The sequence below is a fragment of the Streptomyces sp. NPDC058001 genome, assembly GCF_042886315.1.
GTDB lineage: Bacteria > Actinomycetota > Actinomycetes > Streptomycetales > Streptomycetaceae > Streptomyces.
Genome location: NZ_JBHVQT010000016.1, coordinates 236872 through 249184, shown reverse-complemented (window position 1 = coordinate 249184; position 12313 = coordinate 236872). Strand labels below are relative to the sequence as shown.

Genomic DNA, 12313 nt, shown 5'->3' with positions numbered 1-12313 from the left:
CTCCCGCTACGAGATCGACGCCACCTTTTCCCGGTACGTCCGGACCGGAGGCGTGTCCCGGTACGGGTCCAGGCGGCGTTCGAAGTCCCGTACGTACTCCAGTGCCCTCACCGACCGCATGTCGGCCGCCTCCTGGGCCGCCTCGGCACCGAGCACGCATGCCTGGTCCAGCTCCCCGAGGCCGAGGCGGGCCGTGGCGAGGACCACCCGGCAGAAGAGTCGGCTGCGCGCGAACCCGGGCCCACGCAACTGAAGGGACCGTTCCGCGTGCTGCGCGGCGGCCCGGTACTGCTGGAGGTCCCGGTGGCAGTGCCCGAACTCGTCGGCGAGCTGCGCCTCGTCGAAGAACCGCGCCCAGTGCGGCACATCATCCCCGGGCCGCGCGGACTCAAGCGCCCGTTCGGCTCGCACCAGCGACGCCGTGCACGCCCGTACCTCCCCCAGCACCCCGTGCCCCCGCGCCTCCGCCGCGTGGAGCAGCGCCTGCACGACATACGGCGCCGACGGACCCACGCCCTGCTGGGCGACCCGGGCGAGCTGCACGGCCTCCCGCCCATGGCCGAGATACACGGCCTGCCTGCTCATCGTCACGAGGACATACGACCCGTACGCCCGGTCCCCGGCCGCCTGCGACAGCCGTAACGCCTGGACGAAGTACCGCTGCGCCAGGCCGTGCGCCGCGATGTCGTACGACGTCCAGCCCGCGAGCCGGGTCAGATCCGCGGCGGCGGCGAACAGCCGCCGCCCCGTCTGCTCCCCGTACTCGCCCCGCAGCATCGGCTCGGCCTCGTGCTCCAGGTACCGCACGAGCGCCTGCCGCGCGTGCCCACCGCCGTACGTGTTGTCGAGGGTGCGGAACAGGTCGGCGACGGAGCGCAGGGCCGAGATGTCACCGGCCGTGACCCGGTGTCCGGGCCCCCGCTCGGCACTCCGCTGCCGTTGCATCGGTACACGTGCGGGGCGTGCGGCGGGCGGGGTGGGCGCCGCCGGGGCGGGTCTGGGGGTGGCGGGTCTGGAGGTCGCAGGTGTAGGGGTGGCGGATGCGGGGCGGGGTACGGGGGCCGGTTTGGCCGGTCTGGTGGCACCGGCGGCGCTCGCGTCCGCCTGCCCCCCGGATCCCTGTTCCCCGGATCCCTGTTCCCCGGATCTCTGCCCGCCGGGTCTCTGCCCGCCGGGCCCCTCGTCCGCCCCGCCCCGTACCTCCTCGTCCACCCGTCCCACCCGGTCGTCCGCCCGGCCGATCAGCCAGTCGCGGCTGGGGACCACGAGCCCCGCCGGTGTGAAGGCGATCTTGCGGAGTTCGGCGTGGGTGCCCGAGTCCTTGCGCCACAGGCCGCTGACGATGTCGACGGCTTCCTCGGGCCCTGCGGCGAACTCCAGACCCGCGTACACGGGCGCGCACGCGTCGAGGCCGAGGTCCTGCGCGGAGAGGCGCCGGCCGAGGCGCCGGGTGAAGACCTCCGCGATGAGCGCGGGGGTCGTGCCGCGAGGCTGCTGGCCGCGCAGCCAGCGCGTCACGGAGGTCTTGTCGTACCGCAGATCCAGCCCGTGCTCCAGACCGAGCTGGTCGACGCGGCGGGCCAGACCCGCGTTGGAGAACCCTGCCTCCGCGATAAGCGCGGCTAGCCGGCGGTTGGGGGTGCGCTGCGGAGGTCGTTCCGTCATCAGCTGTGCGGTCTCCCTGCCTTCCGGGCCACGCCTTTGAGCAGCCCTTATGGCCTTGTGAACGGCGCGAATGTAGCGGTCGGCGATGCCCGCACAGTCACCTTCGCCCAGCATTCATCCGATCGTGTGAGGATCGCCCGGAACGCTGACGCGACACGACGGGTCGTACAGTGGCCGGGGGCGCGATACATGCACCGTGAACCTTGAGGGAGGCGCTTGCCGTGAGTGAGCTGCGGTTCGTCCGCATGGGATACGGCGCGGACCGGGTGGAGTACCAGGCGGCATGGGACGAGCAACGTCGCGTGCACGCCGCGCGCTTCGCCGACGAGATCCCCGACACCTGCCTCCTCCTCGAACACCCACCCGTCTACACGGCGGGCCGCCGTACCTCCGACAGCGAGCGCCCGCTCGACGGCACCCCCGTGATCGACGTGGACCGCGGCGGCAAGATCACCTGGCACGGCCCCGGGCAGCTCGTCGGCTACCCGATCATGAAGCTGCCGCGCCCGGTCGACGTCGTGGCGCATGTCCGCCGTCTCGAAGAGGCCCTGATCCGTACGTGCGCCGAGTTCGGTCTGGAGACGAGCCGGGTCGAGGGCCGCAGCGGTGTGTGGGTCCTCGGTGAGCCCAAGGCAGACGCGGACCGCCCGGCGTTCGGCGGTCTCTCGCTCGACCTCGACCCCCGGCTGCACGACGAGGAGTTCGACCCCCGGCTCAACGGCCCGGAGTACGCCCCGTCCAACGCCGGCCAGCGCCGCGAGGACCGCAAGATCGCCGCGATCGGCATTCGCGTCGCCAAAGGCGTGACCATGCACGGCTTCGCGCTGAACGTGAACCCGGACAACACCTGGTTCGACCGGATCGTGCCCTGCGGCATCCGCGACGCGGGCGTCACCTCGCTCGCGAACGAGCTGGGCAGCGCCCTCACCATCGCCGACGTCCTCCCGGTCGCCGAGCGCCATCTCGCCGACATCCTGGAGAACACGGAGCCGCGCCCCCGCGCCGTGGAGCCCGCACCCGCCACCGTGGAATCCACTCCCGCCCAGCCCGCCCCCGCCGCGTAGCGAACGGGGGAATGCACCCCGGCAGCCGGAGGTTGGCCTGGGGGCAGGACCGTACACATGACGGGCGTACCCTGGTGTACGCCGAAGAATCGAAGATCACGAGATTCGAAGATCACGCCACCCGCGAGGTTCGCGCCACCCGCGAAGACCACGCCAACCAACAGGGAGCCGATGTGTCCGCAGTCGCACCCGACGGACGCAAGATGCTGCGCCTGGAGGTCCGCAACAGCCAGACCCCCATCGAGCGCAAGCCCGAGTGGATCAAGACCCGGGCGAAAATGGGCCCCGAGTACACGCAGATGCAGAAGCTCGTGAAGAGCGAGGGACTGCACACGGTCTGCCAGGAGGCCGGCTGTCCCAACATCTACGAGTGCTGGGAGGACCGCGAGGCGACCTTCCTCATCGGCGGCGACCAGTGCACCCGGCGCTGCGACTTCTGCCAGATCGACACCGGCAAGCCGCAGGCACTCGACCGTGACGAGCCGCGCCGCGTGGCCGAGTCGGTCGGCACGATGGACCTCAACTACGCCACCATCACCGGCGTCGCGCGCGACGACCTGGAGGACGGCGGCGCCTGGCTGTACGCGGAGACCGTCCGGCAGATCCACGCCATGACCGCCGAGCGCGCGGCCGGGCGTACCAAGGTCGAGCTGCTGATCCCCGACTTCAACGCCGAGCCCGACCAGCTCGCCGAGGTCTTCTCGGCCCGCCCCGAGGTCCTCGCGCACAACGTCGAGACGGTGCCCCGGATCTTCAAGCGCATCCGCCCCGGCTTCCGTTATGAGCGGTCCCTGAAGGTGATCACCGAGGCCCGCGCGGTCGGCCTGGTCACCAAGTCGAACCTCATCCTCGGCATGGGCGAGACCCGCGAGGAGGTCAGCGAGGCGCTGCGCGACCTGCACGAGGCCGGCTGCGAGTTGATCACCATCACGCAGTACCTGCGCCCGACCGTGCGCCACCACCCGGTGGAACGCTGGGTCAAGCCGCACGAGTTCGTGGAACTGAAGGAGGAGGCCGAGCAGATCGGTTACTCCGGTGTCATGTCAGGGCCGCTGGTGCGCTCCTCGTACCGCGCCGGGCGGCTGTACAAGATGGCGGTCGAGCACCGGGGTGCGTACGTGGCCTCGCAGGCCGTCTGATCCGCTCCGTCTGATCCACTCCGCGCGCGGCACCGCCGTGTGAATCCGCGCACAAGGCATTACCGGCCAGTAGTGGCCGGTACGACGCGGCCCCGGCAGTCCCCGCAGGTGGCGGGTCCTGCGGGGCCGCGTCGGTGTTCTCCGGGTGTTCGGGGGCGCACCGTCCAGCCTTCATGGGCGTTTGACCGGTCGGTCACGCCCTGGTAACACCAGTGAGTGACCCTGGTTCTACTCCGCGTACGCCGTCGCACGTCGGCGTCACGTATCCGTCCGTACCCGGACCCGGAGCCGGACCCGTCCCAACGCCCTACCAGCGCTTCGAGGGGAACCACCACCATGCAGGCCGCGCCCGTACGTGCCACTGCCATCCCGTCCTTCACCAACGCCCTGCGCGCCGTCGAGTCACTGCTCATGAGCGGTGGCCAGCGCACCGCCCGGCGTAACGCCTGGACATCCGTCCTGGAGGACCGCCGTCGCGCCAAGGACCGCTCCGAGGCCGAGCGTCTGCTCGACGAGGCCGTGGCCGCCCGCACGTCGTAACACCGCACGTCGGACATACCGGCCGCCGTACGACCACCCTTCGCCGGGCCCTTCGCCAGGCTCTTCGCCGGGCCCCGGAAGCCGTGACCGACCGGGCGTCGTGGCCGCCGCTCGGGCCACGTAGACTTCGGTTCATGGCGAGGAAGGAAACCGCAGCGGACGCTGCGAACCCCGGGCGGCTCAAGCAGATCGCCCTGACCTACAAGATGACCCGCAGGGCCGACTCCAAGATCGGTCTGGTGCTCGCGGGCGTCGGCATCGTCACTCTCGGTGTCGCGCTCGGGATCGGTTTCTTGATCGGTCACCCCATTTATCTCGGCATCCTCGGCCTCCTGCTCGCCTTCCTCGCGATGGCGATCGTCTTCGGACGTCGGGCCGAGCGTGCCGCCTTCGGGCAGATGGAGGGCCAGCCAGGAGCGGCGGCGGCCGTTCTGGACAACATCGGCCGGGGCTGGACGACCACCCCCGCCGTGGCGATGAACCGCAGCCAGGACGTCGTGCACCGCGCGGTCGGCAAGGCCGGCATCGTGCTGGTCGCCGAGGGCAACCCGAACCGTTTGAAGGGTCTGCTCGCCGCCGAGAAGAAGAAGATGGCGCGCATCGTCGCGGACGTCCCGGTGCACGATGTGATCGTCGGTACCGGTGAGAACGAGATCCCGCTCAAGAAGGTCCGCACCACCCTGCTGAAGTTCCCCCGCGTCCTCACCGGCCCCCAGGTCACCACGACCAACGACCGGCTGCGCGCGATGGGGGACTTGATGAGCAATATGCCGTTGCCGAAGGGGCCCATGCCCAAGGGGATGCGGATGCCTCGGGGTGGCGGGGGCCCGAAGATGCGGTGACGCTGGGCGCTGAGCCTCAGCGTGCGGCGGGGTGCCTTGCGGGTACCTGAGGGGTGGGCCGGTACTTGGGTGCCGTGCGAAGTCCCAGGTCTCAGTTGGCCCGGAGGGTTCTTCGGGCGGCGGTCCAGATGGTTTCCGGGTCGTACTCCCCTGTCTCCCCTGTCCGCTCTGCCTGCCAGGTAGTTGAGGTGAGGCTGCCTCGGCCCTTGTACCGCCGCATGATCTCGACATGCGGCGGCCAGGCGATGAAACCGTGCAGGGCCGCCTCGTCACGCCACACCGCCACGGCACCGCATCGCCGGGCCGTGGGCAGCGTCCACAGCCACAGCCCGTACGCCCCGTCCAGCTCGGGCCACTCCCCCGCGAGGCGACGGGCCGCGCGGTACACGCCGGGCAGGTCCGTGAGTCGGTCGAGCGTGAAGTCGGTGACGCTGACCAGTACCGGGCCGCTGCCGCTCCGGTCGCTCCGGTCGCTCCGGTCGTGAGCCTGGCCGGATTTCCAGGACGACCTCAGCACGTCACGCTCCGGGTCTGCGGCACCGCCCAGTCCGGGGATCGCCCCAGGGCCGCCAGCAATCGATCCAGCTCGCTCGCGCCGGGAACCGCGTCCAGTCCCGGCCCGAAAGGGCTGCCCGGCGCGAGCCGGGCGTCACCGTCGGGCACCGCGAGGGCGATCGGCAGCGCGGCCCGCAGGAGGTCGGGGCCGGGTTGGTACCCGAGGCCCAGACTGCGGGCCACATCCCAGCCGTGCGCCACGTAGTCCACCAAGTGGAACGTGATCGCCTGCGCGGCGGGGAACGTCCCGGCGGCGGTGATTTCCGGGAGGGCGAAGGGGTGATCCGGGGCGGCGATGGCGGCGAAGGCCGCGATGACCTCTTCGGCCGCTTCCCCGTACTCCGCGACGGCGTCCTCGGTCGCTGGGCGCTCGGCCGATGGGCGCGGCGTCCAGTGGGTCAGGTCCTCCCCCTGCCCGAGCGCCGCCGCCGCGAACCCCCGGTGCTGGGCCGTCATATGGGCGAGCAGATCGGCCAGTGTCCAGGCGGAGCAGGGCGTCGGCCGGGTCAGATCGTCGGGCGTGATCCGGCGTACCAGGGTCACGCTGTCCCGGACCGCCTCGGCGTCGAGATGCCGCAGGCGGTCGAAGTCGGCAGGGTCGCAGGAGTTAGTACTCATACACTTACGATCTGCTCGTGCGTACGAATTGTCAACGGGTATTTTCAGGGCATGGCTGAGAACGCGGATCACGGCGACACGACACTGGGGGAAGCCGGGGAAGGTCAGGCCCGTCCGGATCTCGCGGCGATGGTCGTACCCCTGGGGCGCGCGCTGATGGCCGCCGAGCAGCCGATCCTCGACGCGCACGGCGTGACGATGTGGGCGTACATGGTGCTGCTGCACCTCGATGAGACGCCGATCCGTACGCAGGCGGCGCTGGCCAAGGCCATCCAGGCGGACAAGACACGGATCATCGCGGTACTGGACGACCTGGAGGCACGGGACCTCATCCGCCGCCGGCCCGACCCGATGGACCGGCGCGTGCGGCTGCTGTCGCTCACCACCGGGGGGCGACAGGTGCGGGACGCGGTGCGGTCGGCGATCCGGGAGGGCGAGGAACGGCTGCTCGCCGGGCTGTCGGCGGCGGATCGAGACGGTTTCCTACGGGGCCTGCGGGCACTGTCCGCGCGCCCGGAACTGACCCTGCTCCCGGAACCAGAACGGGACTAAGCGGGACTAAGCGCGCACCTCGACGGTGCGGGCGAGGCGGTCGTGGAGGCCGCGGCCGTCACGGTCCCAGATCAGGGCGGGGACGCCGATGCACAGCAGGACGGTTCGCAGCAGCGTACGGAGCGGGGCGGGCGTAGCGCCGGAGCCGACGGCGACCACGCGCAGCCCGAAGAGGCGCTTTCCGGGTGTGAAGCCGACCGTACCGACGGTGAGCAGGCTCAGTACGAAGAAGATGAGCAGGGCCCAGTTGCCGGTCGCCTGGTTGTAGCCGTCCGTGAGGAGCCCGTATGCGATCAGCAGGCACAGGCCCCAGTCGACGGCGATGGCGCCGATACGGCGCCCGGGGCGGGCGATGGAGCCGGGGCCCGACTCGGGCAGGGCCAGTTGCTCACCGCGGTAACCGAAGTCGGCCCCGGCGTCCTCCGCGGCGGCGCGGGGGCCGGACAGCCACGATCCGATTGCTTGCCTCTTGTCCACCCGGCAACGGTACTGCGCCCCTCCCGGGGCCCCGCCGCCCGGGGTACGCAAGGGGCGCCGGAGGGGTCCGCGCGGGGTACGCGGAGTGGCCGGAGGGGGGTGTTCGTGCGGGATCGGGAGCCCGGGTCGGTTAACTTCGGCGAAACAAATGGGTCACGCTTGAGAAATCCCGCGTCCCTATCGTCAGCCCCAGCGTGTGCCACCGCACTGGCCGCACGACCGAGCTATAAAACCCCCGCCCCTCCCGGGGTCGGGAGGAGGAGGAGCTGGATGTTCCAGAACGCCGACGAGGCCAATAAGTTCATCGCGGACGAGGATGTCAAGTTCGTCGATGTCCGCTTCTGCGACCTGCCGGGCGTCATGCAGCACTTCACGGTGCCGGCTGAGGCGTTCGACCCGGTTGAGGAGCTGGCCTTCGACGGATCCTCGATCCGCGGCTTCCAGGCCATCCACGAGTCCGACATGGCTCTGCGCGCGGACCTGTCGACCGCCCGGGTCGACGCCTTCCGCCGCGACAAGACGCTGAACATCAACTTCTTCATCCACGACCCGATCACGGGCGAGCAGTACAGCCGTGACCCGCGCAACGTGGCGAAGAAGGCGGAGGCGTACCTCGCGTCGACCGGGATCGCCGACACCGCGTACTTCGGCCCCGAGGCCGAGTTCTACGTCTTCGACTCGGTCCGCTTCGAGACCACCGCGAACCGCTCGATCTACGAGATCGACTCCGAGGCCGGTGCCTGGAACACGGGCGCGCTGGAGGACAACCGCGGCTACAAGGTCCGTTACAAGGGCGGCTACTTCCCGGCCCCGCCGGTCGACCACTTCGCGGACCTGCGCGCCGAGATCTCCCTGGAGCTGGGCCGCTCCGGGCTGAAGGTCGAGCGCCAGCACCACGAGGTGGGCACCGCGGGCCAGGCGGAGATCAACTACAAGTTCAACACGCTGCTCGCCGCCGCCGACGACCTGATGCTCTTCAAGTACATCGTGAAGAACGTCGCCTGGCGCAACGGCAAGACCGCGACCTTCATGCCGAAGCCGATCTTCGGTGACAACGGCTCGGGCATGCATGTGCACCAGTCCCTGTGGACCGGCGGCGAGCCCCTCTTCTACGACGAGCAGGGCTACGCGGGCCTCTCGGACATCGCCCGCTACTACATCGGCGGCATCCTGAAGCACGCCCCGTCGCTGCTGGCGTTCACCAACCCGACGGTGAACTCGTACCACCGTCTGGTCCCCGGCTTCGAGGCCCCGGTGAACCTGGTCTACTCGCAGCGCAACCGCTCCGCCGCGATGCGCATCCCGATCACCGGGTCGAACCCGAAGGCGAAGCGGGTGGAGTTCCGCGCCCCGGACCCGTCGTCGAACCCGTACCTGGCCTTCTCGGCGCTTCTCCTGGCGGGCCTCGACGGCGTCAAGAACAAGATCGAGCCGGCCGAGCCGATCGACAAGGACCTGTACGAGCTGGCCCCCGAGGAGCACGCGGGCGTGCCCCAGGTCCCGACCTCCCTCCCGGCGGTCCTGGAGGCCCTGGAGGCGGACAACGAATACCTCCAGGCCGGCGGCGTCTTCACCTCCGACCTGATCGAAACCTGGATCGACTACAAGCGCACCAACGAAATCGCCCCGATCCAACTCCGCCCGCACCCGCACGAGTTCGAGCTTTACTTCGACATCTAAACCGGGGGTCGGGCCTATCTGGGCCGGAGCCGCACCGGGAGCTCGAGACACTGACGCTGCTTGGTTGCTAAGGGCCGCTGTCCTGATTCCCAGGGCGGCGGCCCTCAACGTTCTCCTGCTCGGCCGGCCCCGGACCATAGCCCTCGTGAGGGACGAACCGTATCGATGGCGACGCGACGGCGCTCACTCTCGATGCAGATCCGGCTGCCGGTATACGCCTCCGGAGCTGCCCAGGCATCGTCCGCAACTCGAAGGCTCTGTAAACCGCCGGAGATCATCTGCGCATGCGGACAGGTGCGACACGAGCTTTATGGCGGATGCATCCGGATAGCCCGGAGCGTTCGGCGGACTTAAGCGTGCCAGACGCTTCTACGACTGGTCTCGTCGCTGACCGAAAGTCCGACAAGGCTGGTGCAAGGGAGGGATGGAGAGTGTCAGGAGCCTGCCCCGGTCGCTGGAACGCTCGGGGCCTCCGCGAGTGGAAGGACGTATTCGGCGGCGAGGCGTGCCAGATGCAGCGGGAGGGGGCGGCCCAACGGCGGGTAGTCGTCGTGGTAGCGCAGTTGATGGGTCAGCGTGGCCCATTCCGCAGGGCGGTCAGGTGTCGTACCGGCACGGTCGGACTCGGTCAGGGCCTTCTCGGTGAGACAACCGAGGACGGTCACCTCGAGTTGTGCGGGGTTCCACGCGGTTTTGCCCGGTGCGGTACGGGATTCGGATGTCGCGATCAGCTTCCTCAGGCCCTTGGGGAGCACCGCCGTGTGCGGTGTGCTGGCGGTGCTGGCGAAGACCCGGTTCTCCGGCTCGGTCGAACCCCAGACGCCCTCGGCGAAGCCGATCCGGTCGTCCGCGCCGTGGGCGTACCACTCGGGCACCTCTTCGCGGCTGTTCGCGTCACGCACCAGGACGACGCGCAGGTCGCTTCCGTACAGGGTCAGGCGCTGGTCCGGTTCGGCCCCGAAGCCGAGCATATCCCGTGACAGGAAGCCATTACTCAGCCGCGGCCAGCACTGGCGCAGGTTCGCCGAGTTTGCCATCAGCAGCGTCGGCTGTTCCCTCAGTTGGAACAGAAGGGCCCTGATCTGCCGCTGGGCTTCCCTTTGCCACCGCTCGTCGACGCCATCGCCGTCGGAGTCCTGTCGCCGCCATCGGTCCCGGACGTTCCCGTCTGCCAGCGAAAGCAGAAGCTGCGGATAAGGGACCCACGTTGACCGCTCGGCGTCCCAGCCCTCAATGGCTCCCGGCTCGTCCTGCGGCCGTACGCGCACCGCGACGAGTCGACGGGCAGGGCAGCGGGTCGGCCCGTGAGCGGTGTACCGCACCATCCACAGCGCCGCATACTGAAGGTCGCCGGGGATGCCGGCACTCACGCGGTGGGCGGGCGGACTGATCGCGCCGAGTTGCCGGAAGGCATCAAGCCAGGTCCAGCGGACGCGGTGTTCCAGAGAGGTCGCCGCGGTGGGAAGGTTCACGAACTGACTGATCCGTCCCTGCCTCGCCCATGCCAGGCGGAGGGCGTGCTTGGGGTCGGAATCGGGCTGCGCGGCGAACTGACTCTTGTCCGCAATCTCGGCCACCACGAGAGCAGCGCTGCTTCGAGGCGGTTCCATGTGCTCGTCCGCCAGCGCGCAGCGGTCGTTGATGGCGTCGGCAAGGCGAGCGGCACGTCTCCGGGTACGGTTTCCGGACGTCGGCAGCGGACTGAGAAGCACTCCCGCGGGGCGCATCCTGACGTTGATCTCGATGGCATCCGCCCGCCACTGCCAGGCGTCGTCGGCGATCTCCCGCCCACTGCCGAGGGGCAGCCCGATGAGTTTCGGCAGTTCCGCGAGCAGCGCCGCGCGTGTCTCGACGGATTGCCAGAGGACCTCGACTTCCAGGGGGCGGCTGCCCAGCGCGCGCCCCAGCGCGGCCTGGCGGCGCAGGGCCAACTGCGCTTCGCGGGCCAAGGGTTTCTCCTTCTTGACCGAGCGGGGCAACAGCGAGGGGGTGTTGCGACGGGTGACGCGGCCCAGGTCGGCGACGCGGCGCAGTACGGGCCGAAGCGCCTCCTCTACCCAGCCGTCGATCTCGGCCCGCTCGCGGGGCATCAGACCCGGGCCGACCTCGTGGGAACCAAGCTTCGGGTGATAGACGATGCCAGCGGCGATATCGCCGCGCCCAGTGATCCACTTGTCCGGAGAGGTGAACAGTTCCGCAGGGTCGGGATAGCGGCGCACAATGTCCAGCTCGGGGACCAGCAGGGCGGGGCTGTGGCGGCGCCAGGCGATCTCCCGGCGCCGCCGGTCGTAGCCGAGGGTGTTCGTCATGAGCCGGGGGTGCCGCCCGGGACCCCCGGGCCAGGGAAGCGGAGCGTCCAACAAGACGGTCGCACCGCTCATCTGGTGCGGGCGGAGCTCCAGGCGGGTGGCCCAGCGGCGAACTCCGGTGGATACATGCAGGCGGAAGCGGGGAGCGAAGGGCACTGTGTGAACAGTGATCTTTACCTGCGCGGAGTAATACCAGGTCTCCTTGCGTCGTTGGTACCGTTGCGGTGGCCAGGAAATGAGTTCCGCGCCGCTGCCCGTACTCACGACCCGGAAGCGAAGAGTGGCCCCGTGGGCCTTGAAGGGGCGAGCAGCCAGACGCAGTGCGACCTGCTCGGGCAGCAGGCTGTAGAGGCGGCGCAGGGGTTCTGCGGTGCCGCCGACGGACATGGCGGTCTCAGTGAGGTCGACAGTCTCCGCCTCCCATGCCGGGAGCCCGAGCGCGGTAGCTGTTCCTTCGGCGAGCAGCTCGTCCTCCAGCTCCCAGTCTCCCGCGCTTCCCTCCTCGTCGTCGTCCCGCCGGAAGACCCCGCCCGCCCAGGTCGCCACCAGCGGGGCCAGAACCTCGTGCGGTACGGATTCGTGCGCATACAGCCAGGGCAGCCGCCCGTCGGTCCCGGCGTTGCGGCCGGTGGCGAGGACACCGGGAGCCATGCCGAGCAGTAGGGAGTTGAGACGCTTCACCGGGAGCCTGAGCGGGCGGTCGGCTCCGGGATGGGCCTGCTCCCAGCGACGCGTGAGTTCGGTGTGCAGTTGTTCGCCGAGCCGCATCACCTGAAGTTCTTCCTGCCAGGGACCGTGCGCCGGATCGGGCTCATAGGCCGTGACACGGATGGTCTGATACACGCGGTACCTCCATGAACAGTGTGGACATT

At 69.8% G+C, this 12313-nt stretch carries 11 protein-coding genes; 6 read left to right on the top strand and 5 right to left on the bottom strand.

All coding sequences use genetic code 11. The annotated features are described in order from the left end of the window. Positions 1–6: 6 nt before the first annotated feature. Positions 7–1665 carry a regulator gene (locus tag ACFVT5_RS35825; RefSeq protein WP_389896888.1) on the bottom strand — a complete coding sequence of 553 codons (1659 nt, stop codon included), beginning with the start codon at positions 1663–1665 and terminating at the stop codon, positions 7–9. Positions 1666–1886: 221 nt separating this feature from the next. Between ACFVT5_RS35825 and lipB the strand changes: the two genes are divergently transcribed. The 4 genes from lipB to ACFVT5_RS35805 all read left to right on the top strand — a co-directional run bounded on the left by lipB (position 1887) and on the right by ACFVT5_RS35805 (position 5250). Then, a complete protein-coding gene (gene lipB / locus ACFVT5_RS35820; protein ID WP_389896885.1) occupies positions 1887–2729 on the top strand; it encodes a lipoyl(octanoyl) transferase LipB in 843 nt (280 codons plus the stop codon). Between the two features lie 173 nt (positions 2730–2902). Then, positions 2903–3868, top strand: a complete 966-nt coding sequence (gene lipA / locus ACFVT5_RS35815; protein WP_389896882.1) for a lipoyl synthase — start codon at positions 2903–2905, stop codon at positions 3866–3868. A 336-nt stretch (positions 3869–4204) separates the two neighbouring features. Next, entirely contained in the window at positions 4205–4408 is a 204-nt protein-coding gene (locus ACFVT5_RS35810) for a hypothetical protein (RefSeq protein ID WP_389896880.1), read from the top strand. Positions 4409–4542: 134 nt separating this feature from the next. Then, complete coding sequence (locus tag ACFVT5_RS35805) at positions 4543–5250, top strand: DUF4191 domain-containing protein (RefSeq protein WP_389896878.1); 708 nt, start codon at positions 4543–4545, stop codon at positions 5248–5250. A gap of 91 nt (positions 5251–5341) precedes the next feature. On the opposite strand, the gene ACFVT5_RS35800 is transcribed toward ACFVT5_RS35805, so the two are convergent. Next, positions 5342–5767 carry a hypothetical protein gene (locus ACFVT5_RS35800; RefSeq protein ID WP_389896876.1) on the bottom strand — a complete coding sequence of 142 codons (426 nt, stop codon included), beginning with the start codon at positions 5765–5767 and terminating at the stop codon, positions 5342–5344. Next, on the bottom strand, positions 5761–6423 hold the full coding sequence (locus tag ACFVT5_RS35795) for a TIGR03086 family metal-binding protein (protein WP_389896874.1): 663 nt from the start codon (positions 6421–6423) through the stop codon (positions 5761–5763). The genes ACFVT5_RS35800 and ACFVT5_RS35795 overlap by 7 nt, the downstream gene beginning before the upstream one ends. A 51-nt stretch (positions 6424–6474) precedes the next feature. Here ACFVT5_RS35795 and ACFVT5_RS35790 point away from each other — a divergent pair, with 51 nt between their 5' ends. Beyond that, positions 6475–6975, top strand: coding sequence for a MarR family winged helix-turn-helix transcriptional regulator (locus ACFVT5_RS35790; RefSeq protein ID WP_389896872.1), 501 nt, complete (start codon positions 6475–6477; stop codon positions 6973–6975). Between the two features lie 6 nt (positions 6976–6981). Here ACFVT5_RS35790 and ACFVT5_RS35785 read toward each other — a convergent pair whose 3' ends face one another. Further along, a complete protein-coding gene (locus ACFVT5_RS35785) occupies positions 6982–7452 on the bottom strand; it encodes an RDD family protein (RefSeq protein WP_389896870.1) in 471 nt (156 codons plus the stop codon). 270 nt (positions 7453–7722) lie between these two features. Here ACFVT5_RS35785 and glnA point away from each other — a divergent pair, with 270 nt between their 5' ends. Further along, complete coding sequence (gene glnA, locus ACFVT5_RS35780) at positions 7723–9132, top strand: type I glutamate--ammonia ligase (RefSeq protein ID WP_389896867.1); 1410 nt, start codon at positions 7723–7725, stop codon at positions 9130–9132. 434 nt (positions 9133–9566) lie between these two features. On the opposite strand, the gene ACFVT5_RS35775 is transcribed toward glnA, so the two are convergent. Then, complete coding sequence (locus ACFVT5_RS35775; protein WP_389896864.1) at positions 9567–12284, bottom strand: pPIWI_RE module domain-containing protein; 2718 nt, start codon at positions 12282–12284, stop codon at positions 9567–9569. Between the last annotated feature and the right edge of the window lie 29 nt (positions 12285–12313).

Bases quoted from the DNA above. Each gene is read 5' to 3' on its own strand.
- ACFVT5_RS35810 (WP_389896880.1), top strand. From the start codon at position 4,205: ATGCAGGCCGCGCCCGTACGTGCCACTGCCATCCCGTCCTTCACCAAC.
- ACFVT5_RS35825 (WP_389896888.1), bottom strand. From the start codon at position 1,665: ATGACGGAACGACCTCCGCAGCGCACCCCCAACCGCCGGCTAGCCGCG.
- glnA (WP_389896867.1), top strand. From the start codon at position 7,723: ATGTTCCAGAACGCCGACGAGGCCAATAAGTTCATCGCGGACGAGGAT.
- ACFVT5_RS35795 (WP_389896874.1), bottom strand. From the start codon at position 6,423: ATGAGTACTAACTCCTGCGACCCTGCCGACTTCGACCGCCTGCGGCAT.
- ACFVT5_RS35790 (WP_389896872.1), top strand. From the start codon at position 6,475: ATGGCTGAGAACGCGGATCACGGCGACACGACACTGGGGGAAGCCGGG.
- ACFVT5_RS35805 (WP_389896878.1), top strand. From the start codon at position 4,543: ATGGCGAGGAAGGAAACCGCAGCGGACGCTGCGAACCCCGGGCGGCTC.